The sequence below is a fragment of the Candidatus Ozemobacteraceae bacterium genome, from assembly GCA_035373905.1.
In the GTDB taxonomy this organism is placed as follows: Bacteria; Muiribacteriota; Ozemobacteria; order Ozemobacterales; family Ozemobacteraceae; genus MWAR01.
Genome location: DAOSOK010000030.1, coordinates 34,834 through 58,106, shown reverse-complemented (window position 1 = coordinate 58,106; position 23,273 = coordinate 34,834). Strand labels below are relative to the sequence as shown.

The following is a 23,273-nucleotide window of genomic DNA, read 5'->3' as shown; positions in this document are numbered from 1 at the left end:
AGGAGGGGGATCATGAAACGTATCAGGCGACTGGTGGCTGCCATGCTGATGGGGATGCTGCCTGCCGGAGGGCAGGCGCAGGAGGGAGCCCTTCCGCCCGGCGAGTCATCGGAGGCGAAACCGGATGCGGGCGGAGCGCCGGCCTGGAAGGCCGACCCGGAAAAGCGGAAAGCCCTGATCGAGTCGCTTCGCGCCTTGCGGCGCGAGCCCGAGAAGGTCGAGTTTCACAGCGCGATGTGCTACAAGATTGCCCGGCCGCCCGAGTCGGTTTCCTATACCTGCAACATCTGCGGCGCCGCGACCGAACATCCCTGGGCCGGCGTCGGGCAGATCGTCCAGGGGCTTCCCTATCTGGAACGGTCGCTTTCGGAGCTCCCCGTCAGGATCACGTATGACGCCTCACCCCTGTGCTCGACGTGCGGCAAGGGCCGGACGCCCGGTATCGAGATGACGACCGAGTGCGGCGAGTGCGGCAAGGCCTTCCGCTGGACCGTCTCCAGCCCCGAGGAGGAAGACCGCCTCCGTCTGCTGTTCCTGCGCCACCCGATCACATCCTTCGACGCCGGTCCCGGCAAATGGACGGACGGCCCGGACCCGGAACGAGTCAGGGAAATACAAAAGTATATATCATCACATCTGTTTTGTGAGGACTGCCGCTCGGCGCTGGGCCTTTCGGATAAACCGCACGGCGGCAAGTGAGACGCGGTACAGCGAGGCGCCCGGACCGCGATCGTGCGGCTCGGGCGCCTTGCCGGTGATGACGCGGATCAGGGATACTCGACGTGAAAGGCCGAGGTTCCGGCGAGGTCCGTCGGGCTGGTGAAGCTCTCCTGCACCTTGCCGTCGCCATTGCCGGGGAGAAGGTTGGCGAGGCTCGAGCCGATCGGCCATTGTTTCACCGATTCGCGCTTCTCGGCGAGCCATTCTGTCATCGAGAGGACCGTCTTCGCGCCGTCGGGGATGTTCACCTTGCCGGCCTCGTCCATGCCCGTCAGAAAGTCGGCATAGGTGCCCATATATTTGTACATCGGGGCGAACACCGCGCCGACGAGTTGCGCGAGTTTCGCGTAGCCGGCGCCGCTCTGTTTGATCAGGGAATTGACGTCCGACACGATGGATGCGCCGATCTTCGCTTCCGCCGCCAGTTTGCGGGCGGCGCCGATGCCCCAGCCGGTATCGAACGTTCCGGCCTGTTTCGCCGCCTCGAATTCGGCGCGGGCCTTCAGAAACTTCGGGAACGCGTCGTTCGTGCGGACTTTCTCGAGAACGGTGCGGAGCTTTTCCCGGGCTTCGGGCGTCGGATAGGCGTCCGACAGGGTCTTGCAGGCGGGCGTCAGCTCGTCGACGATGAAGTCGTTGAGCTTGCGCAGGTCGGGCGGCTTCTGGGAGGTGAACTCGTTCGCGAACGCGACGACCCGGTTGGCGATCGTGACGCGGTCTTTCGGCTGAAGGCCGTCGACGACGGCGTTCAGGGCGACGATCATGCGGTCGCGGCCCGAGGATTTGGCGGGCTTGTAGCTGGTCATGCCGGCGCCCACGGCGTAGCACTTCCAGGCGAGCTCGCTGCAGTAGAAGGCGCGGTTCGTGTCGTTGTTGGTGAAGCCGTAGTCGTACGGCTTGCCGAGCTGGGCGATCAGGTAGTTGACGGCCCCGTCGATATTCTTCTTCGCCTCGGCCGCCGGCAGCCCTGCGGTGGGCCGCTCCAGGCGCATGCCGGCCCAGGCCGCGAGCTGCTCGTGCCAGCTCGAGATGCGGACGCGATTGTTCGTCGGGTCGGTTTTCGAGCCGGTGGCGCCGACCGCCTCGATGAAGACGCACGGCGGCCCGTCGATGACGACGATGGCGTGGTGATACCTGCCGCCGGTGAGGATCGCGATCGGGTCGTTCTTCTGGCCCTCGACGGTCTTGTGGCCGCTCAGAATGATGTCGCCCCGCTGCGCCGTGCCGGAGAACTTCACCATCGCGGCGTCGTTCCGGTAGCGTCTGGCCCATTCCAGCATGCGGACGGGGTCGCCGAAGTTCGGCGAATAGACGGCGTTCGGGTACCGATATAGCGACCTGGCGCGGGCCTTCGCCCGATCGAGGCTTCCGAGGGGTTTCTGCATCGCCTGCTTCAGGGAGGGATAATAGTGCGGCAGGAGTTTGAGCGCCATCAGTTCGCGTTCCTCCGCCGTCAGCAGATCATCCTGCGCGTCCGAGGTGATGGTCGTTGCGGCGCCGGAAGCGGTGTCGGTCACGGAGATCGTGACCCGCTCGCCGCCGAACGGCGACGTCGTCTGGGCGCCCGCGGGGGCAGGGCTCCAGGCGGTCGTTCCGACGACGCAGGCGATCGCCAGCAGTCTCGAAAGGCGTGTCGTGTGTCTCATGATATACCTCGCTCCGATTCACGATCTGTCTTTCCCGTCATTATATCCATACCGGGAAAGGCGCGCTTCGGTTTTCGGGAAAATTTTCGCATGGCGGGAGCGCTTGACAGGCGCCTTGCAAAAGAGCGTTCGGTGCGGTACATTGAAGGGAACACCGCGATGCGGCAGGGGTTGTGTTGCCGGTGAAGTCGTTGAAGATGTTGAAAGGAACAAGAATATGCGTACAGTGAACAAGAACAGCCTCGTCGCGGTCCATTACACCGGGACGCTCGAAAGCGGTGAGATTTTCGACAGCAGCGAGGGGCGCGATCCCCTCCGCTTCCAGGTCGGCCAGGGCCATGTCATTCCCGGCTTCGACCGCGCCCTCCTCGGAATGAATCTCGATCAGGAGCGCACCGTCACCATCCCGCCGGCCGACGCCTACGGCGATCGCGACGAGAAGCGCGTCTTTACGATCGAGCGCAAGGGCACCGAGTGGAACTTCGAGCCCGCCGTCGGCCTCCAGCTGGCGCTTCAGACCCCTGAAGGGCATCACATGCCGGCCGTCATCAAGAAGGTGACCGACACGCATGTGACTCTCGACCTGAACCATCCCCTGGCCGGCGAGGCCCTGACGTTCAAACTGCGCGTCGTCGACATCCTCGAAGAGGGCGAGCCGGGCAGCGAAGCTTGGGCGAATGCCGACGAGGGGTGTTGCGACGACGGTTGCTGCGGCGGGGAGCATGAGGGCGGCTGCTGCGGCGCTCACGACCACGGAGACGGCCACGGCGGCTGCGGCGGTTGCGGCGGACACTGAGGCGCAGCATATACGGATAATTGTAGAATAGTCGTCATACAACCCGGCCGGATCTCGCGGCCGGGTTGTATTTTTAATCGAATATAAAATGGTCTCACGATCGCCGGTGTGCGCCGCGGGGCGGGTGGCACACCCATTCCGGCAGACCGTTGGAAACCGCGGCGGGTTCAGGCCGGGATGGGAGAGGAGGAGCCGGCGGTGGCGCGGGCATACTGGGCGAGGGCGGATTTGAGCTCGGAGAGGGCCGGCGGGAGGTTCGCGGCGAGGCGAGCGGCGACGGTGGCGTTTCCCGGGCGGGCCAGCAGGAGTTCCGCGAGCAGGTCGAGCACCGTTTCGACGTCGCCCTGCTTGGCCTTGAGCTGGATCATGGCGCTGTAGAGATTCATGGACGGCTCGCGCAGGTTGAAGAGCCTGTCGAGCAGCTGGTCGGCGGGTCCGCCCCGGCTCGAGTGGGCCAGTTCGAGGCAGGCGTCGAGGAGGGCTCCGTAGGTGTCGCGAACCTTGTGGCCGAGCCGCTCGGCGCGGGGGAGGTCCCCGACGCGCATGGCGAGGCGGTATGCGTCGAGCAGATCGGCCAGAACGCCCGGTTGTTCGGCGAGGCAGCTCTCGATGAGCGAGAGGGCCGGCGCGGCGCGGTCCATGCCGGCGAACACGGCGGCCAGCATGCGTCGAGCCGCCCGGGAGGTCGGGTGCGCCTTTACGTGGTGCTGGAGGATCTCGATCGTGGCGTTCGTATCGTTCGCGGTTCCGCTCAGTTTCTCGAAGAGATCCGGGAGCGAGGGATCGCGCAGGACGACGGGGCCGGCGACGGCCGGTGGCCGGCGGCGGCGGGCTTCCCGGGAGAGCGAGAGGGACAACGGATGGTCCGAGCGCAGGGTCGGCGGCTGGAGGCGCATCAGCTGGCCGAGGGCATGGCAGGCCGAGAGCACCGGGACCGGCGAGGGAATGAGAAGCATGCGGGTCAGCAGGGGGACGACCTCGAGCTGTCCGAGCTGGAAGAGGCCCTTCGCGGCGGCGGCGCGGACGCGGGGGGCCGGGTCGCGGAGCCCGTTCGTCAGATAGGGAACGGCCCCGGGGCCGCTGAACAGCATCGTCTCCATCAGGTTCGCGCGCACCCGCGGGTCGGGATGGTCGGAGAAGCGTGCTAGGACGAGCAGACGCGAGCTGCCGATGCGGCGCAAAGCCCCGAGCAGTGAGGCGAGCACGTGCGGGTGCTCGGGCTTTTCGAGACAGGTCAGGATGATGTCTTCGGCGGCTGGACCGAGAAGACCGGCCAGGACGGCGGTCTGGCTGCGGAGGAAGGGGTCGGACGCGTCGAGCAGCCGGCGCAGGGTCGGAAGGAGCCGCTCGGTGATTGCCGTCTGGGGCGCGGCTTTCGGCAGCAACCGGCGGAGCGAGAGGAGAAGCGCCCGCAGGACATCGCCGTGCCGCTCGCGCGCGATCTGTTCGACGAGGATCGGGATGGCCGGCGCCGGGGGGAGGCCGCCGAGGGCGTCTGCCGCGAGCGCTCGGTGAGCGGCGTCGTGGCGCCGGATCATCTCTTCGAGTTTCGAGAGCGCCTCCATCGAACCGAGCGGCCACAACACCCGCGCCGCTTCGGCGACGACCGACGGATCGGCATCGGCGAGAAGCGGCGTCAGGGCGGTGGCGCGCTGCTGCGCGGGGACGGCGAGGCCCGCGGCGGCTCCGATCGCGGCCTTCCGCACGCGCGGGTCGGCGTGGGCCAGGTGAGTCGTGAGCAGCTTCCAGACCTCGGGCCGGCCTGTGCGGGCGACGAGGGGCAGCAGATACGCCTTGCGGGCCGGTTCGGCCGTGTCGGCGACGAGCGAGAGCAGAAGCAGGAAGACACGCTTCCCGCCGCAGGCGAGCAGGGCCCGGGCCGCCTCGGCGGCGACGCGGGTCGAGGGCGCGCGGACTAGCGGGAGGACGCGCTCGGCCAGTTCGGGCTGAGGGAACGCCTGGAGGGCGAGGAGCGCGGGGATGCACCGCGACTCGTCGCCGTCGGCGAGCAGGCGTGCGATGCGAGAGGCCCGGGAACCGGAGCGCATGGCGGCGCCGAGGAGAAGAGCCAGGGAGGCCGAGTGATCACCCGCTCCGCACCCATCCTGGATGAGGGGAAGCTGGGGCGGTTCGCTCCAGATCGGGGCTTCGAGGGGCGTCTCGTCGACGGCGGAGGCGGTCAGCCGGTCGAGCAACAGGTCGGAGACGCCGCCCGGCGCGAACGCGAGCGCCTGGATCGCGGCGGCCCGGAGGGGCAGGGGGCCGCTCGCCGCACGCTTCCCGAGCAGGTCGATCGCCTCTCCGAAGATGTCGCGCCATGCCTCGTCCATCAGGGGGGGCGGCGGGCAGAGGCGCCTCAGGCCGAGGAATGCGGGCAGGGCGAGCGTTGGGTCGGAGCTGAAGAGATGTTCCTCGAACAGTTCGCGGTCGATAGCCAGCGGCGCCCGGGCGAGCTCGGCGAGAGCGAGACGGCGAATCCAGGGATCCTGGTCGGTCACGAGCTCCCTGGGTTGTCTGAGCCAGCCCTCGTCAGTCATTTGCTATATAATTCCACGTATATATATCAGGGCAGCGCGAGCAACTCGAGCGCGCGAATGCGGGCCAGGAAATCGTCGACGGCGCCGAATTGAAACGGCCACAGCATCTGCGTCAGCCGGTTGAGAAGCGCGATCCCGCCGTCGCGCACGGCGGCCGGGTTCGAGGCGAGCATGACGCCTTCGCGGTCCGCGCGCTTCTGATCCATGGTTTCTGCGGCCTTCATGTAGTCGCGCACCGCCTGACGAAGCAGTTGGGGGTCGCGCGTGCGCTGTTTCAGCAACTTGAGGGCGCGCGCATACAGGCCTTCGTGCTTGATGGCGATCATCGGCTGGCGCAGCGCGACGTGCATGAGGTTGCGGGCGATGAGAAACTCCTTTTCGGCGGGCGCCTTCGCCTGCTGCCACAACGCCGTCGTGATGACGATCGCCCCGCCGGGGAAGGGGATGTCCGCGGGAACGGTACTATCGATGATCGTCACGGAATACGGCAGGGTCGGACGGGGGCATTTCGACGAGAGGTCCGCCACGATCCGACGGATGAACTCGTCGTCGGCGGTGGCAGGGACGATGGCGGCAGCGCTTGCGGGGGATGGCTGCGCGTTGAGCGCGACTTCCGCGATGAAGCCGTCGGCGAGAAGCTGGCCGATCGCGATCTCGGCGCGGCTCTCGTCGAGCAGACGAGACAGGTAGCTGGAAAGCGGATTCCGCGCCGATACGGTCGGCGCCGATAGGAGAAGGAGGGCCATCGCAAGCAGGGCCGCACCCCCGGCCGTTCGAAAGGCGTGCCCGATCCCGCGTTTCAACGTCATGTCGCAACTCCAGAATACCGGCTGCGAAACGAGCCGCACCGGCAGAGATTTCCTTGTTTATACCCCATTTCAGGCCGTATCACAAGAAATCACGGCCGTGAAAACACGCGCCTCGGAGTCACGGGAATACTCCGTTGAAAACAACGAGGTTTTCAGCGGTTCATCTGCGAAATATGCTTCATCAGCGCCATCTGCGGATTGGTTCTCAAACGGAAACGCACATACCAGGCACGGAGGAAAATTTTTCGAGAGTGCGATCCGCCCCTGCGGTAGTATGGTAAATGATATAATTACATCCGTGCCGATTTCACCGAAGCGAGAATGCGGGCGGCTTCGTCGGCGGGCAGGTTGCCCTGGCGGCAGAAGGCGTTCAGCAGTTTCTCCTCGGTGTCGCTCAGCGTGCCGTCGGCCAGGGCGAGCCTGACCAGTTCGCGGTAGATGGCGGCGACCTCCTGGCGGTTCGCGGGAGGCCGGAGAACGGCTTTGCCGGCTTGGGCCGCGAGGACGATCTCGTTGAACTTCGCCTGGGGAACACCGTACGATCGGGCATACTGTTTCAGCAGGTCGAGTTCGGCCTGCTCGACCTTCCGGTCGGCGAAGATGACGGCCGTCATCCAGCGCAGGGCGTCGGCGGAACCGCGCACTTCGAAGATATCGCCGGATGCGGTATCGGCGGAGACGGTGCCGGCGGAGACGCTGTCTGCGGACGAACCGGGGGCCGGGGTGGGGCATTTGGGGGAGGCGGCCTCGGGGCGCGGGGCGGCCGGCGGCGATTTCAGCAGCCTGACGATGTCGGGGGCGTGGGGGTCAGCGATCTGCTCCAGGATCCAGTCCGCCGTTCCCTCGTTCAGGGGCGTCTGGCAGTACTGACAGACCGTGCCCGCCGTGTCGGTTTCCGGGGCTCCGCAACTCTTGCAGCAACTCCCTGACAACGCGAGGCCGATCTCGGTCCTGACCCCGCTCCTGCGGATCAGCACGAAGACCTGGGTGCAGTTCAGCGGGTATTCCCCGCCCGGGATCACGAGACCCTTCGCGTTTTTCTCGACAGGCTTCCAGGACCACCGGAGCTCGACCAGAATCTTGTCGAAAGAGGACTGCGCGGAGGTCGATTCCCCGAGCGCCGCGCCCAGAACGCGTACGGATCCCACCGCAGCCGTCTGGTAAGCCATCCGCGAACCGTTGGCTTTCGGAACGAGTTTCGCCTGCAGTTTCCCGATGAAGTCGGGATGGGCGTGCTTGAGCATCGGCTCGACCTTTCCGAGCCGGAACGCCGTGTAATACCGCCAGAACATGACGGATGCACGGTCTTCGATTTGCTGCACGCTGAACCCGGGATCGGCTTCCGTGAGCCGGTCCAGGCCGGGCCTCGGCTTCTCGTCTTCGACGACCCATTCGCATGCCTGGGTGATTTCTGCCAGAACCCAGTCGTGCTCGCCCGACCGCAGGAACGTCTGGCAATACGTGCATTTCGCGGCGCGGACGATTTCGATCGGCGCGCCGCACGAGGGACAGACACCTTCGATCAGGCCCGGCTTTTCGAGCGTCTTGCTCCCGGGCCTCCGGAGGAACGACCAGATCTCCTCGAACTCCTCGGGCTCGGTCGAGCCGTCCAGCCGCCGGCCGCCCGCCAGGGAAACCCGGTAATTGACGGCGGAAGCGCGGATCGAGACGTGGAGTACATCGAACCGACTGCCGCTTTCCACCTGGACGATCCGGGCGTTGAGGATACGGAGACTTTCCATGTGGTCCCGGAGGCCGTCGCTCTTCTGTTCGTCGATCTGGATGGAAAAACGCTCATACACGCCATCCGAAAGAAAACCCTGAACGGGGCTCAGATCCTGCTTCGACCAGGCGTCCTGGATGCGGGAAAATCCTTGCTTTGCTCGTTCCAGAAAACGCATCTCGTTCCAGTTGGGATCGCGGAGTTTCAATTCACCGAGGGCTTTTATCCTGGCCGAGGCCGGTTGTGTGCGGAGCTTGGAAAACTGCCGCTGAACCTTCTCGACGTCCGTCCAATCCGTGCCGACCGGGCCCTTCTTGACGTAATCGGCATAGATTTTCACCGCGACGACGAATCCGCAGATGACCATGACCACCAAAAAGAATGTCGCTTCGCCGGGGGTCATCGGCGTGGATGGCCCGGAACTCCTGCTTCTGCTCTTAGAATGGCTTGAGTTGCTCGATTTCTTGCTGCTCCAGCCGGAGGAGCTTTTCTTCGATGACGAGCCCGAAGAATGGCCGCCCGACGAGTAGGAATGGCCGCCACCCGCCCGGGAAAAGGCCGGGTCCGGCGTCGCCAGGCCGATGAAAAACGCCGCCATCACCAGGACGGTGATCGCACCGAGCACTCGGGATGCAAAGCTTCGCATGAGACCTCCTGTACGGCCGAGTTGGGGCCGGGCGTGTTCGAAGAGCGACCGTCTGTTCCATCCCAAGATAGATGGAAAATGAATCCCGCACAAGAACATGATGTTCGCCCGGTGGGACGGATCAAAAAAATACAACGCTCGATATATCATTACGGCCGGAATGCCGTGTCGTTCCCCGCGTCCGATCCTGAGACTGCCAGCGCGGAGATCTTTTGCACCAGCCCCGACAGGTCATACGGTTTCTGAAAAAATGCCGCCGGCCGCGGTCCGACGAAGGATGAGGAAAGCGACTCCTCGGAATATCCCGAGCAGATGATGACCCTGACGGTCGTATCGATCGCTGTCAGCGCGTCGAACGCGGCTTTTCCGTCCATCTCCGGCATCGAATAATCGAGGAGCACCAGGGAAATCTCCCGGTGATGCCGTCGGAAAAGCTCGATCCCTTCGAGGGGCGATTGCGACGAAAGAACGGTGAAGTTGGACCCGGCGAGAATCTGCGACAACACCTCGATGACGGGCGCCTCATCATCGATCACCAGGATGGTTTTTCCCCGGCCGTTGCAGTCGGGCTGAAGAGGTCGCTTTGGCTCGTCCTCCGCGGCCGGTTCCGCCAGGGGAAACACCAGTTCGAACAGGGTTCCGCGCCCTTCCGAACTCTGGAGAAAGATTCCCCCCTGGTGTCCACGGACGATCCCGAGTATCGCCGCCAGTCCGAGTCCGCGACCGGTGAACTTGGTGGTGAAGAATGGGTCGAAGATCTGATCGAGGTCCTGGGCCCTGATGCCTTTGCCGGTGTCGGCAACCTGCAACAGAGCGTATTTCCCCGGGGGAAGGGGCGTTCGGGAGTATTTCTGGTATTTCGTATCATCTCGGGCGAGATCGACAACGCCGGTTCGCACCGTCACCGACCCTGTCTGGGAACCGATCGCCTCGCCGGCATTGATGATGAGGTTCATGATGATCTGCTGAATCTGCCCGATATCGCCCTTCAGGAACGGAGACGGTTTTCCAAACTCGAAGTTCAGACTGGCATTGCGCGGGACGACCGTTCTCAATATCTGCGTGTTTTCTTCGACCAGCCGGTTCAGATCGATCGTTTCGATGACGAATCGCCCCTTGCCGGCGTAGGCCAGCAGCTGCCTGGTCAGATCGGCTCCCCGCCTGGTCGCCGTTATCGCCTTTTCGATATGCCTGGCCGCCTCGCTGTCCTTCGAAAGCGTATGGAGAGCCAGGGATGAATGACCGTGGATGACGGTGAGAAGATTGTTGAAATCGTGGGCGATTCCGCCGGCGAGCGTTCCGATGCTCTCCATTTTTTGCGCCTCACGAAGGGCGGATTCCGCCAGTTTGCGTTCGGTGATGTCGATGAATGACACCAGAACCTTCGAGAGATCACTGTCGAAATCGGGATGAACCATCAGAACCAGTTCGACATTGATCTGTTCTCCCCGCAGGTTCTTCAGGGGCACTTCGCTTCGGAAGATGGTTTCGCCCGAAGCCAGGGCGATCAGTTCCTCTTTGAAGACTTCCATGGTCTGCGGGGTGAAGTATTGAGGAAGGTTGGGCAGGATATCTTCTTTCCGATTGCCGCCGAGAATCTGAATGCTTGCCTTGTTGAGGGTAATGACCTTCACTTTTCCGGCCAGGACGGGAATCTCCTCGGGATGTTCCTGCCAGTACTGCCGAAAGTCAGAAACGCCCCGCTGGCGAAGCGCCGTGAAATGCGCATGGATGGCGGAAAAGTCTTCCTCCCAGATGGCGGCCGGAGAATCCTCGAAGAGGGAACGAAACCGTTTCTCGCTGGCTGCCAGGCTCTGCGTCTGCCGGCGAACCTGGCTGCGCAGGGAGAATGTCCAGGCAAGGATCGCCAGAAACAACGCCCCGATCGGCACCAGAACGATGAGGGCGCTCTTCAGAACATCGTACAGCGTGGTCTCTTTGCGTTCGAGGAGGCCGAAATGGCGGTCGTAGATTTCCTGGAATCGCCCCGACTCCTTGAGCACGAAAATGGCTTCGTTGATCCGTCCCAGGAGTTCCTCGTTTCCTTTATGCAGAGCGATACAATATCGAAGAGAATGGAAATTAATCTCGAGCCGTCTGACGCCTTGAATCTGATCGCGGTGCAGGATATACAGCCCGACTCCCTTGTTGACCACGGCGCAGTCCCCTTGCCCGGCGAGTAAGGCACGGAAGGCGTCTTCCGGTCTTGCGACCCCCAGGACGTTCCGGTTCCGGGACACGAAGTAATCGTAATTGACGTCGCCCTTCTGGGCGATGATCGTCTTGCCTTCCAGTTCATCCTCCGACCGGATGACCGGCCCACTCGTACGGACGAAGAGACTCCAGCTGATCTGATTCAGATGAACCGAAAACAAAAAATTCTTCGCGCGCTCGGGGGTGTATCCCCACCCGGCGAGGATATCGATGGTTCCGGCCTCGAACGCCTGACGGATTTCCTGGAATGGTCCCGAGCGAATCTCGAACGCCAGACCGGTCTCGCGGGAGATTTCACGGATCAGATCGACGTTGAATCCAGCGGGGCGCCCCTGGGAATCGAGGTATTCGTACGGCGGATAGTTCGCATCGCAGCCGACGATCAGGGGCCGGGAGTGCGCTTCCTGTGCAGAAAGGATGCCGGGGAGGAAGAGCCCGAGACCGAGAATGAACACGAACCATTCCCGAAACCACCCGACACGGAAACAACATCTCGGAAATATCATGACCCTCAGGATGGCAACATCCTTTTCAAAAGATTCTCTCTTTTACAGAGATACGCTGGAAAGCATCGGCTCGTCAAGAATGTCCAACGCTTCGCGTGCAAAATGATATATAAATAAGTATATCATGCAACGCATGATGCGGGCGTTCTGAGGACGGCCGTCATCGTTCGTGCTGAGGTATCGAAGCGCGAACAAGCGCGTGCCCACTGTTTCAAATGTTCGCCCTTCGATACCTCGGGGCGAACGGTTGGTTTTCATTCAGCAGGACTCAATAAGAGGATGCGGCGAAAGATACAAGTCCGATTGAACCTGCATCTGAGCCTTGAAACCTGCTGAGGAAGCGCCTATATATGGAAGCGGGTGTTCGGAGCATGCGGCATTTCATTCGTTGAGGTCAGAGACCATGGTGACGGCAATGAGGCGCCTCGTGAACGGCTTTTCGCTCTGGTCGGCCATTCTCGCGACGGCCCTCGTCACGGGACTGGTCGGCGGAAGAGGCATGCGCGGTCTGCTGGGCGATGCCGCGGCGGTCACCGCCGACCGGTCGGTTCTCGAACTGCTGGCGATCGTCGTGCTGATCTACCTGTACTCGCACCTGCTGCAGAAAACCGGCCGCATGGAACGGATCACGGCGGTGCTCAACCGGCTGTTCCGCGACCCGCGGGCCGTGATGGTGGCCGTGCCGGGGCTGGTCGGGCTGATCCCGATGCCGGGCGGGGCGATGTTCACCGCCCCCGTCACCGATCGCGTCGGCAACCGCATGTCGGTCTCCCGCGAGGAGAAGGTGTTCAGCAACTACTGGTTCCGCCACTGCTGGGAACTCGCGTTTCCGCTGTATCCGGGAATCATCCTCTGCGCGGGCCTGGCGCGCGTCGAGCCGGTCGCGCTGACGTGGGCGTTTCTGCCGCTCTCGGCGACGGCGTTCGTTGCCGGCCTGGCGCTGTTTCTCGTTCGGGCAGGGACTCCGCCCGCGCCCGCCGACGAAAGCGGCGTTTCGTTGCCGTCGGAACCACTGCAGGGCCGCCCGACCGTCCGGATGACGCTGTCCGAACTCTGGCCCCTCCTCGGCGTCATCGTCCTGGCGCTGTTCAGCGTGCCGCTGGTGATCGGCCTGGCGGTGATCATCACGCTGTTCGCGCTGACCGAGCGGGTCACGCCGTCGGATTTCTGGAACTCCTGCCGGGGTTCGCTGCATCTCCCCATCCTGGCGCTGATCTGGAGCGTCTTTCTCTTCGGCCGGGAACTGGTGGAGACCGGCCTGCTCGGCCGGTTCAGCGAATTCCTGATCGGTGCGGGACTGCCGATCGCGGGGCTTTCCTTCCTGCTGCCGTTTGTGATGGGGGCCCTGACCGGCGTCACGACCGGCTTCGTGGGGGCGGTCTTTCCCCTGCTGCTGCCCATGTGGCCGGCCGATCAGCGCCTCGCCTGGCTCCAGTTCGCCTATGCGTCGGGGCTGGTCGGGGCATTCATCACCCCGTCGCATCTCTGCCTGTCGATGACGCAGGAGTTCTTCAAGGCCTCGCTCCGCAAGGTCATCGCGCTGGTGACGATCCCCAGCCTGGCGATCATGCTCGCCGCCTGGCTGCGGCTGCCGTAACCGTCGGCGGAATCAATTCGTTCCGGCGAGCTCGGGGCGGCGGGCGTCGATCTTCTCTTTCAAGCGTGCGATCCGCCGCTGGCTGTCGAGAATACGCACGCGAAGGCCGGCCGCGTCGCGAAGCCGCTCCGGGTCGGTCAGGATGGCCGCCTCGAGGTGCCGGCGGGAAAACCGAAGCTTGTCCGTCGTTCCCGCGAGAATCGCCGCTATTTCGTCGAATGCCGCGAGGGCGTCCGAAACGCGTTCGGGCGGAATTCCCTCCGTCGTGAGCTCGTGAACGGTGATTTCGAGGGTGTCGAGGGTTTTCTCGAGCTCCTCCATCCCGGATAGGGCGGCCGTCAGGTCGAATGCCTCCTGCGGCGCCATCTGGTCGGGATTCACGAGGCCGCGCATCCGCTCCAGACGCCGCGCGTCTGTCGCGCCGGTTTCATCAACGTTCCCGCGTTTGAGCGGATCGTCGAACGTGAAATCGACGGGGAATCGGCGTTCGAGCGCGTTCGCCATCTCCTTCTTCTCCGTGTCGCGCGGAACCAGCCACTCCGGGGGGATAGCCGGGATGACGTGCGTTTTCCTGATGGAAGCGAGGGCCTTCGCAAGATCGCCTTCCGCCAGCAGGCGATCAGGCATGAACCGGCGCTTCTCCGTGGACTCGAAACAGATGCCGAGAACTGCCGCGGCCGAACCGAGAGAGGTGCCGGGGGCGATGTCGGTGAAGGTGGCGGCCGGAGATGCGGGCGCCGTTGACGGGCCGAGGAGTTCGTACAGAACGAGCAGGGCGGTTCCCCGCGTCGCGGGCCAGTCGAGATGAATGCGGCCGTCGGGGAACGGCTTGAGCAGGTTCGACCGCAGCACAGCGGTTTCGTCGGGCGTGCGCTCCCAGAACGCCCGGCAGGCCTTTTCCAGAAGATCGAATCTCGAAACCGGCGCGGCGCCGGCCACGGGTGCGCAGACGAGCAGAGTCAGAAAAAAGAGGGCTGTACGTACTAAACGATTCACGGATCTCCGCCGATAGGTGGGATGCCCTTCAATATACTTCGAAGGAGTCTCGAACATGTCGGATATTCGCGAAAGATCGCTGCCGACCTTTGTGCCGCCCGATGACGAGGATTTCGTCATGAACCAGATCCAGCGCTACTCATCGCTGACCGAGCGGAATCTGGAGATGATCGAAAGCCTTATCAAAAAGGGATACGCCATGAACTCGCCCGAGGTCAAGCAGCTCCAGCAGAAACTGCACGATCTCGAAGTGAAGAGCAACTTCTGGCGGACCCGCATGATGCGGTATCTCTGAAATCGGTCCGTCGGGGGACGGCCCGCCGTCGCCCCAGGACGCACGGGCAGCCTGGCGAAGCACGAACGCCCAGTCTCCGGACTGGAACGCCAGCGCTGCCCGTTGCGCTGCCGCCTCAGGATGCGTTTTCAGCTCCGGCGGAAGCGCGTTCCACAGGCGCGCGGCCTCGCGAATGTGCCCCGCGCTGACGGCGTCGGCCATTTCAGCCAGCCGATGAACCGACGACATGCCTGGCCAGGCCGCGAAACAGGCGGCGATTCCCAGAACCAGCAGGCCCAGTCTGAGTCTTCGCTCCGATGAAACCAGCCGTTCGACCGGGCCGTTCCAGGACCGTGCGACGGACGTCCGCTCCCCGAACTCCGGGTGGGTGAGCGTCCATTTCGGCCAGCGCGACGGGACCGGCGAGACGAACTCCTGCAGGCGTTCGAGGGTGCCGGCAAACAGGTCGCCGCCGACGAGCGACGCCGCGAACCGGTCGGCCTGCCGCTCGCTGTGGCGAGTCAGGGCCGTGAAGAAGACGATGAATACCGCCAGGAATACGACCAGATCGACGACGGAGTTGAGCGTCTCGGCCTGCGCCGCATACCACGGCAGGCACAGGAACAGCTGGATCTTCGCGAACAGGGAGAGAAAGACGAGGTCGAGCGAAAAAATCATGTAGGTCCAGACGTGGCCGAGCCGGAGGTGGCCGAGTTCGTGAGCGACGACGGCGAGGACCTGACGATCGTCGAAGATTTCCATTATGTAATTAGTCATATATACAAATCGATATTTATGCGAGAGCCCCGCGACCGCGGCGTTCGGGATCGGCTCGCGGAACGTATCCCACTGCCTGACGCCCGCGATGGGGGTCTCGGCCCGGGCGGCGAGGTCGACGATGGCGGAGCGCAGGGGGCCCGGCTCCATCGGCGTCGCGCGCCACGCCCAGTTGAACAGGTTCGGCGAGAACAGGTAGAGGCCGACGAAGAACAGCGGCGCCATTACGAAGTTCTCGAGGTCGCTGAGGCCTGGCAGGCGCATTGCGCCCAGCCACGAGTCCTCGATTGCCATCCAGAGCAGCATCGGTGGGAAAAACAGGATGGGAAGCGTCATGCGGGCGCGGAAGAACTCCTCGGGCGTCTGGTCGGGGTCGAAGATCCGGCTCCAGGCGGCTCGGAACGGCACACGCACGATCCAGAGAATGCCGGCGTAGAGGACGATCGAGACGAACATCGGCCACGCTTGGGGAAACGTCCGATACAGGCCGGGCACGAGCCAGGCCGCCGGGTCCGAGACGGCGTGAAGGAGGATGATCCAGCCCGTGACCAGCCAGGAAAACCCCGTCTGCGCCTCGTTGAATCCCGGAAGGCGTCCTTCGCACCGCAGCCGCGTCAGTGCCCCCGGCAGCAGCACGCACGTCCAGGCCCAGGTCAGCAGGAGCCAGCAGACCGCCGTCGTCAGCGGGAGGAAGGCGGCCGTTCCCGCAAGTTCGGAGGTGCCGTACGCCAGCAGAATCAGGGGCAGAAACGTGGAAAGCATAGGGTGTGCTCAGGCCTCGAACCGTGACGATATGCGGCTCGTCAGGTTTTTCGTTCTTTCTTTTTTGCGGCGGGGAAGAGAATGTTATTCAGAATGAGCCGGTATCCGGGGCTGTTCTTGTGCAAATCGAGTTTCGTCGGGCCCTCCCCGACGACGTGGCTGACGTCGGCCGGGTCGTGGCCTCCGAAGAAACAGAAGGTTCCCTTGCCTATATCTCCGCGAATATATTTCACCGAGATGCCGTCGTTGTTTTCGGCCATCACCGTGACGGATGGCTTCAGCAAGCTCTTGCGGAACCCGGTGGTCTGGCCGAAGAAGCCGTCGATGACGCCGCGGTGATTCTGGGTCAGCATCGTCGGGATCGGGTCAACTTTCGCGGAGAACTCGAACAGTTTGAACGTGCCGGCGTCGCCCATGTAATTGTTGGAGACGTCGATGTCGGAAAATTCGTACACCATCGGATCGGGAATCAGGCTGAAGTTCTGAAATGCGAACGTCTGGCTGAAGTCGAGTTTCGAAGCGTACAGCGGGTCGGGCGGATCCCCGTCCAGTTCCGTCGCGACGATATCGGTGCCGTTCGCCGCGAGCGCGATGTCGAGGGAATCGACAGCCGAGCACATGGCGAACAGAAAGCCGCCGTCGAGGACGAACTTCTTGATGCCGCGCGCGACCGCCAGTTTGAGTTGGGTTACTTTCGCGAACCCGTATTTCTGAGCGTCGAGCTGGGCCTGCGTGACCTGCTTGCGGTACCAGTCGGCGAACCGGAACGAGCCGTAGAACTTGCCGAACTGGCCGGTGAAATCCTCATGATGCAGGTGAATCCAGTCGTAACGCGAGATTGTCCCGTCGAGCACCTGTTTATCGTAGAACTTCTCGAACGGGATCTCGGCATACGTGAGAACCAGCGTCACGGCGTCGTCCCACGGCTCGGCGTAGTCGGGTGAGTAGACGGCCACCTTCGGCGCCTTCTCGAGCAGCACCCGCTCCATGTTGTCGTCCTCGATCTTCGCCAGGATCTGCAGGGCTTCCTCGTCGGGAATCGACGCGGTCCTGACCCCGAGTTCGCGAGCGCGGTTCCGGACCATATCGATATCGTCCATCAGAAACGAGCCGCCTCGGTAGTTGAGGAGCCATTCGACGTCGATGCCCCCCTTGTCGAGCGCGTAATACGCGATCCCGTAGGCACGCAGGTGGTCCGTCTGGTCGTCGTCCATCGGGATCAGGAGTTTCGCCGCCGAGACCGGCAGGGCGCTCAGAAGGGCTGCAAGAAGGGTGGCGGCGAGCATCGGCAAACGGGGGAATCGGCGGCGGTGTGCGTGCATTGTCTGTCCTCAGCGGCTCCGGCGGAGCAGGTCGGCGATGGCGAGCCTGGCGCGCCGGGAGCGCAGATCGCCCGGAAAGCGGTCGACGAATTGTTTCAGCAGCTCCAATTCGCTCGTGGCCGGCGCGTTCGAGCGTTTCATCAGCCTCCAGTGAAGCATCATGAGATCGGGAACCGCCCAGTGGGCGGGGTGGCGGGCGACGAAGGCGTCCAGCTTCGACATCAGCGACGCGGCGTCGGAGGCCGTTTCAGAGAATAGGAGCGCTTTCGCGGCGGCGTCGAGGGCGAGCGGCGTCCCCGATGCGGTGAGAGCGAGGCTCTCCAGGGCGGGAACGGCTTCGATCGCCTTTCCCGTCAGGGCGAGCCGGTCGGCCTCGAACAGGATCTTCAGCCCGTCCATGTTTCCGGTCGATCCCATCGTGATCAGCAGGGCGAGACGAAGCCCGTCATCCATCCAAAGCGATTCCGGGTATTCCTCGGTGAGCTTGCGAAGCGTATCGAGAGCGTTCTGGTAATCGCCCCGCTGCGCCTGGAGCCAAGCCGTTTCGTACAGCAGACGGGCTTGTCCCTCGTTTCCTTCGAACAGCGGTTCCTCCGGGTCCAGCATGAGATCCTGGAACGAAATCGCACCGCCCTCGCCCTGGAAGGCAACGGGAAGCTCCTCGGCGTGCGGGCCGTGCATGGGGTCTTTCCCGCTCACGAAGGTCGAGGCGGTTGCGAGCGCGGCTTCGGCGGCCGGCATCTCGTTCCGTGCGGCGTGCAGGCGCATCAGCCACAGCGCCGCGTCGAACGCGGCCGACGGCGCCACCGATGGGAGCGGCGGCTGGAGCGCCTTGGCAAACAGCGTTTCGGCGGCCGCCGTATCGGAAAACCGCTCGAGCGCCGCATGACCGAGGGCCACGAACAGGGCCGCCCGCAACTTCGCGTCCGGGCCGGGCTCGAGCGCGACGGCGGCGGAGGCCGCGTCGAAGGCTGCCTTCGCCTGGCCGGCGGAAAGGTCGGGCTGGTCGAGCAGTAGCCGGCACAACTTGAGCGCCAGCTCCCGGCGCGGGTCGCGGCGGACCAGGTCGAGGCACAGCGTATGCAGAAACGCCGTCGGCGCCGCTGCGAGCCCCTGACGGATGCGCTCGTACAGCAGTTCCTCAAAGGGCGCGTCCGCGTCGAGCAGACCGGCGATCTCGGGGATGTCCGCCGCCGCTTCCCCTCGCATCAGCACCTCGAGCATCGCCTTCTTCAGCGAGAGCGCCCGTGAGGTAGCCAGAGCCGACTTCAGCTTCTCGCGAAGGTCGAACGTTGAAGACTTATACGTATATAGCTTCTCAAATATATCTGCCTTGAACATTCCGTTGGCCATCGCCGCAAGATACTCGCCGAGAGCTTCCTCGTGCCGGCCCATCGCCTCGAGCACGCCGGCGCGTTCCTCAGCGAACTGGGCCGGGTTTCCGAGTGCCTGGCGGGCCTGGGCGAAGGCTTCGAGCGCCTCGGGATACAGTTTGTGCTCGATCAGCACCTCGGTGAACAGCTGATACCCGTCGGGCCTCGGGACGGTCTGGGAACTGAGATGACGCCGCCACTCCTCGACGGCTTCCTCCGGCTTGCCCAGCAGGAACAGGCAATGGCCCGCCGCCTTGGCGGTTTCCCACTCGTTCGGCAGGAGTTGTTCGATCTGGCGTAGCGTCTGGAGCGACGCGGCCGGGTCCTTCATCTCGAGTTCGAGACGGGCGAGCTTGCGCAGCAGTCCGATATCGGTGCGCGTTTCCGGCGACTCGCGCAGCATCTTCATCGCCTCTTCGTGCCGGGCGAGGCTCATCAGGCAGTCGGTGACGAACTCGAGGTAGTCGACGGCCCGATACCTGGCGCTCCGTTGCTGGATCGCGGACATCAGCCGCTCGACGGTGCCGGTCTTCGTCGCCAGCTTCAGCAGGTCGGCGAACACATCGCGGCGCGACGTGCGTTCGAGAAGGTTTTCGAGGAGAAGCTGGGCTTCCTCGGAACGCCCCGTCTGCAGATAAAACTTCGCGAGATTCTTCCCCAGATCGACGTCGTTCGGGTTCGCCTGCCACCGCTTTTCGAGCAGGTCGACGCCGAGCTTGAACCGCTGAAGCGTGAACAGCAGCTCGACAAGCGACTCGAGCGCGGTCACCGTGTCCCCGTCGTTCGCGGGCCCCTCGGCGACGCTCGACAGCAGCTCGATCGCTCGATCATACTCGCGCAGGTCAACGCAGACCCGCGCCAGCTCGATGCGGGCGCGCCGGTTGAGCGGATGGTCCGGCCACTCTTTCACCAGTTCGTTCAGGTGGTCGCGCGCGGCTTTCAGATGACGCAGGCTGTACTCGTTCATCGCCTCGTGATACAGGCGCACCGCGTCGTTCGGATTGCGCGGGACCGCGGGCGCCGAAGCCTGCGCGAACGCCGCGCCGACGCAGACCGGCGAGAGGGCCAGCACGGCCGGCAGAAAAATCGGGAGGGCGCGCCTGAAAAGTGTTCTCACAATTTTTCTCCCGACAAACTCAGCGATTTGTAATACTCGCGCAGCAGCGTCTCGAAATTCTTCGGATACTCCTCGCGGCTCTCGCCCAGGAAGTCGCGCGACAGGTCGCGGCTGTCGGTGCCGATCTGCGGAAGCGGCTTGTCGGGGGCCGTCTGCACGATCTCGCGCGCCTTGACGGCCTTCCGCTCCTCGCTCTCCTCCTCGCGGTTCCTGATCGACTTCTGGGCCTTGAGCATGCGGTCGTAGATCGACTTCTGACGCTCGGCGACCTCGCGGCGCAGGCGCGGGTCGAGGGTCTTCGTCTCGAGGTCCTGCATGTCCTTGAGCACGTCGTCGAGCCGGCCCAGCGTCCGCATCTGCTGCTTGCCCTCGCGCATCAGCTGTTCGAGCGACTCGCGGATCTTCCGCTGCTCCATCGCCATGCGCCGCATCTCTTCCATCATGCGCTGGTCGGCGGGCGAGCGCTGCTGGCGCATCATCTGCTGGTACAGGCTCAGCTGCCGCCGCGTCAGGTCCTTGAACTGCTGCATCGCGCTCGCGGCGCTCTGGTTACTCTGGGACTGGCTCTGGTCCTGGGCGCGCAGCAGCTCCATCGCGAGCTGGTTGAACCGCCGAATGATCTCGCGCTGGTCCTGCCGCGACCGGCCGATCGCGCGGTCCTCGAGATTCTTCACGATTTCGTTGAACATCGGCTGCACGCCCTGGAGTGGCTGAAGCACCGAGGGATCGATCGAAAAACTCGATCTGACCAGCGTCTCGAGGGCGTTCTCCAGGTCGGCGGCCTGCTGGCGCACGATCACTTGCAGCACCGACGTCTCGTCGATGATCCCCTCGACGGCCGGCTTCTGGCCGCGCATGAACTGGCCGGGCAGGCCGTTGAGCTGCAGCAACAGCTTCTCCTGATCGCGCGCGACGTCAAGCGAACGCCGGACGAATCGGGACAGGTCGAGCTGTTGTCGCTGGCCGCCGGAACAGGTGTTGCAGATCTTCTGCCCGCTTTTCGCGAGCGACTCGAGGAACTTGAGCATCCGCTGCTGCTGCTCTTTGGCGCCGGCAGGGTTCTTCTGTTCGAGATTCTTCTTGATCTCCTCGGCCGTCTTCTTGTAATCCTCCTGCTTCATCGCGTCACGCATGTTCTTCACGTCTTCCGTGGCGGGATTCTGCGGCTCGCCTGGCTTCGGCTTCTGCTCGGCCAGCTCCTGCGCTTGCTTCTGGAGTTGTTCGAGTTCCTGGCGGAGCTTCTCCTGCTGGGCCGCGAGGTCCTTCAGCTTCGACTCCTCTTCCGGGGAAAGGGTGCCCTGCTTTTGTTTCTCCGCGAGAGCCGCCGTCTCCGACGCCATCCGCTGCTGCCGCTTCAGGAGATCGTCGGCGGTCTTTCCGAGCGCGTCGAGCTTCTGCTCGTCCTTGAGCTGCTTGAGCAGTTCGATCGTCCGGTCGAGGTTCTTGAGGTAGTTGTCCATCTTGAAGGCTTCCTCGAACTTCTCGAGCTCCTTCGGATCGAGCTTCATCGTGGTGAGCGACTCGCGCAACTGCTTCATCAGCCGCTTCGCCTCGTCGTCGAGCACCTCGTTCATCAGCTGGTTCACCTTCTGCATCTTCTCGAGCGCCTCGGGTGACGAGAAGGGGTTGTCCTTCGAGTTCTGTTGCAGATCCTGGAACTTGTTGATGATCTCCTCCGCCTGTTTCTGGCGCTGCTCGCCCTCCTGGAGCGATTCGCGGATCTTCCGCTCGGTCGCCTCGTCCATGCGCCCCTCGTGCTTGATCTGCTCGAACGTCTGCTCGAGAGCCTGCCGGCGCATTTTCTGGGCTTCCATCAACTCCTGGAGCTGCTTCGTCACGTCTTCCTGCGCCTTCTCGCCGCCCTTGTACACGTCGTACATCGACGGCATGTTCAGGTGATACACCGGCGAGGAGGCCGTGTTGGGAACCGGCTTGACGCTGTCCTCGGCCTTCACGAAATACGAGACCTTCGTGCCCGGCTCGATCGCGAGCGTGTCGAGCATCCACGGAAACTCGACCTCGAACCGCGTTCTCGGGGAAAAATCCGCCTTCAGGTTGAGCGGTATCCAGTCCCGGCGGTCGCCCACCGCGTACCAGAGAACCGTCGTCACGACCCCGAAATCGTCCGTCGCCTCGACCTTCAGATCGAGCCGCTTCGACGTCGGGAACTCGATGTCCATGGCCGGCTTGAGGATCGTCACCGTCGGCGAGGCGTCGTGAAGGGCCGTGATCTTGAACCTGACGGGGTTGTCGTTCGACAGCCCGAACTCGTTGGTCAGCTGCACCGACCATCGTGTATCTGTCGCTATGGTAAGGCTCGTCGAGAACGTGTCGCCGTGCTCGATGGCGGCCGTGATCGACGCCCCGGGAACGGTGCTGATGACGGCGCTCTTCAGCCGCTGGCTGGAACGGCCCGTGATGTCGATGCGCGATCCCGCGATGATCGATGCGTCGCCGACGCCCTCGGCGAGGACTTCCGGCTGCGTGGCCAGATAGGCGGGATGATGGAGCGTCAGCCGGAGTTCAGACAGTTCGGGCCGGGGCATGACCGTGATCGAGAACCGGTCAGACGTGACGCGGCCGATGCTGACCTGGTAGTCGGTCGACTCCTGGAGCCCCGTCAGGGTGTAGACGTAGCGCGAGACCGACGCCGTCTCGTCCGGGTACATTTCCGTCGCCGTTCCTTCCGTGGCTTTCGGCTTGAACAGCGTCAGAACGGGCTCCTGATCGGTCGGCTGGCTCGGCGCGACGGAAATCTCGAGGTTGTCGCCGAGCGCGAGGACACGGTTGCCGGGCCGGACGTCCAGTTCGAGCAGCGACCAGGACGGAAGATCGGCGAGCGGCCGGAGCAGGCGCAGGGCGCCGCGCCGGACTTCCGCGGGGGAGAGGAGCGTCCAGACGAACAGCATCGCCGCGACGACCGCCAGCGTGATGATCGCGCGCCTGCGCGAGAACTTCCTGAGCGCCGCGGCGATGTCCGAATCCGACAGCGTCACGGCGGCCGACGAGACGGTCAGCCGCTTGAGGGCCGACGACGTGGCGGCGCGGACGGGAGCCGGAAACTCGCCTTCCTCCTCAGGATCTGGCTTCGCGAACTCGGCCGCGCTTGCGATCAGCGACCGGAATCTCGCTGGATCGGTGTCTTCGATCTCGACCGCCATCTCGACGTCATCCGGCGGCACGACGAACGCCCGCACCGCCTGGATCATCCAGAACAGCGACAATCCCCACGAGGCGAGCACGTGGAGCCAGCGCATGGCTTCCGACTGGAGCTGGGTCCGCTCGACGAGCAGGAAGACCAGCAGAACGCCCAGAAACGACGCGGCGCACCAGCCGAGGCGGGCGATCATCACCCGCGCCTGGCGTCTCCGCCGGTACTGCGCGAGCAGCGCTTCGAACCGTTCCCGGTTGTGGGGAAAGGCCGCGAGCAGGTCGAGAGGCTGTTTCGTCTGCATGTC

At 63.9% G+C, this 23,273-nt stretch carries 13 protein-coding genes; 3 read left to right on the top strand and 10 right to left on the bottom strand.

Features of this window, described 5'->3' with window-relative positions:
- The first annotated feature begins 12 nt into the window (after positions 1–12).
- The gene (locus tag PLU72_14690; GenBank protein HOT29425.1) at positions 13–699 is read left to right on the top strand and encodes a hypothetical protein; all 687 of its coding nucleotides are present in this window, start codon (positions 13–15) and stop codon (positions 697–699) included.
- 68 nt (positions 700–767) lie between these two features.
- Here PLU72_14690 and PLU72_14685 read toward each other — a convergent pair whose 3' ends face one another.
- Positions 768–2,366 carry a YiiX/YebB-like N1pC/P60 family cysteine hydrolase gene (locus tag PLU72_14685; protein HOT29424.1) on the bottom strand — a complete coding sequence of 533 codons (1,599 nt, stop codon included), beginning with the start codon at positions 2,364–2,366 and terminating at the stop codon, positions 768–770.
- 217 nt (positions 2,367–2,583) lie between these two features.
- On the opposite strand from PLU72_14685, the gene PLU72_14680 reads away from it, so the two are divergent.
- A complete protein-coding gene (locus tag PLU72_14680; protein HOT29423.1) occupies positions 2,584–3,162 on the top strand; it encodes a peptidylprolyl isomerase in 579 nt (192 codons plus the stop codon).
- Positions 3,163–3,329: 167 nt separating this feature from the next.
- On the opposite strand, the gene PLU72_14675 is transcribed toward PLU72_14680, so the two are convergent.
- The 4 genes from PLU72_14675 to PLU72_14660 form a co-directional block, all read right to left on the bottom strand.
- The gene (locus tag PLU72_14675; protein HOT29422.1) at positions 3,330–5,699 is read right to left on the bottom strand and encodes a HEAT repeat domain-containing protein; all 2,370 of its coding nucleotides are present in this window, start codon (positions 5,697–5,699) and stop codon (positions 3,330–3,332) included.
- 26 nt (positions 5,700–5,725) lie between these two features.
- Complete coding sequence (locus tag PLU72_14670) at positions 5,726–6,508, bottom strand: hypothetical protein (protein HOT29421.1); 783 nt, start codon at positions 6,506–6,508, stop codon at positions 5,726–5,728.
- 290 nt (positions 6,509–6,798) lie between these two features.
- Positions 6,799–8,877, bottom strand: coding sequence for a TIM44-like domain-containing protein (locus PLU72_14665; GenBank protein ID HOT29420.1), 2,079 nt, complete (start codon positions 8,875–8,877; stop codon positions 6,799–6,801).
- A 149-nt stretch (positions 8,878–9,026) separates the two neighbouring features.
- Positions 9,027–11,546, bottom strand: a complete 2,520-nt coding sequence (locus tag PLU72_14660) for a transporter substrate-binding domain-containing protein (GenBank protein ID HOT29419.1) — start codon at positions 11,544–11,546, stop codon at positions 9,027–9,029.
- A 478-nt stretch (positions 11,547–12,024) separates the two neighbouring features.
- Between PLU72_14660 and PLU72_14655 the strand changes: the two genes are divergently transcribed.
- A complete protein-coding gene (locus PLU72_14655) occupies positions 12,025–13,194 on the top strand; it encodes a DUF401 family protein (protein ID HOT29418.1) in 1,170 nt (389 codons plus the stop codon).
- A 12-nt stretch (positions 13,195–13,206) separates the two neighbouring features.
- Here the strand turns inward: PLU72_14655 and PLU72_14650 are convergent, their stop codons facing one another.
- The 5 genes from PLU72_14650 to PLU72_14630 all read right to left on the bottom strand — a co-directional run bounded on the left by PLU72_14650 (position 13,207) and on the right by PLU72_14630 (position 23,270).
- A complete protein-coding gene (locus PLU72_14650) occupies positions 13,207–14,190 on the bottom strand; it encodes a hypothetical protein (GenBank protein ID HOT29417.1) in 984 nt (327 codons plus the stop codon).
- 139 nt (positions 14,191–14,329) lie between these two features.
- A complete protein-coding gene (locus tag PLU72_14645; protein HOT29416.1) occupies positions 14,330–16,003 on the bottom strand; it encodes a M48 family metalloprotease in 1,674 nt (557 codons plus the stop codon).
- Positions 16,004–16,044: 41 nt separating this feature from the next.
- Positions 16,045–17,325: an asparagine synthetase B gene (locus tag PLU72_14640; GenBank protein HOT29415.1), complete on the bottom strand. Its 1,281-nt coding sequence runs from the start codon at positions 17,323–17,325 to the stop codon at positions 16,045–16,047.
- Positions 17,326–17,334: 9 nt separating this feature from the next.
- Positions 17,335–19,815 (bottom strand): tetratricopeptide repeat protein, encoded by a 2,481-nt coding sequence (locus PLU72_14635; protein HOT29414.1) that lies wholly within the window; start codon positions 19,813–19,815, stop codon positions 17,335–17,337.
- On the bottom strand, positions 19,812–23,270 hold the full coding sequence (locus PLU72_14630; protein HOT29413.1) for a hypothetical protein: 3,459 nt from the start codon (positions 23,268–23,270) through the stop codon (positions 19,812–19,814). The genes PLU72_14635 and PLU72_14630 overlap by 4 nt, the downstream gene beginning before the upstream one ends.
- Between the last annotated feature and the right edge of the window lie 3 nt (positions 23,271–23,273).

Excerpts from the sequence above, each read along its gene's own strand:
- PLU72_14690 (HOT29425.1), top strand. The coding sequence starts at position 13 with ATGAAACGTATCAGGCGACTGGTGGCTGCCATGCTGATGGGGATGCTG.
- PLU72_14685 (HOT29424.1), bottom strand. The coding sequence starts at position 2,366 with ATGAGACACACGACACGCCTTTCGAGACTGCTGGCGATCGCCTGCGTC.
- PLU72_14680 (HOT29423.1), top strand. The coding sequence starts at position 2,584 with ATGCGTACAGTGAACAAGAACAGCCTCGTCGCGGTCCATTACACCGGG.
- PLU72_14675 (HOT29422.1), bottom strand. The coding sequence starts at position 5,699 with ATGACTGACGAGGGCTGGCTCAGACAACCCAGGGAGCTCGTGACCGAC.
- PLU72_14670 (HOT29421.1), bottom strand. The coding sequence starts at position 6,508 with ATGACGTTGAAACGCGGGATCGGGCACGCCTTTCGAACGGCCGGGGGT.
- PLU72_14665 (HOT29420.1), bottom strand. The coding sequence starts at position 8,877 with ATGCGAAGCTTTGCATCCCGAGTGCTCGGTGCGATCACCGTCCTGGTG.
- PLU72_14645 (HOT29416.1), bottom strand. The coding sequence starts at position 16,003 with ATGCTTTCCACGTTTCTGCCCCTGATTCTGCTGGCGTACGGCACCTCC.
- PLU72_14640 (HOT29415.1), bottom strand. The coding sequence starts at position 17,325 with ATGCACGCACACCGCCGCCGATTCCCCCGTTTGCCGATGCTCGCCGCC.
- PLU72_14630 (HOT29413.1), bottom strand. The coding sequence starts at position 23,270 with ATGCAGACGAAACAGCCTCTCGACCTGCTCGCGGCCTTTCCCCACAAC.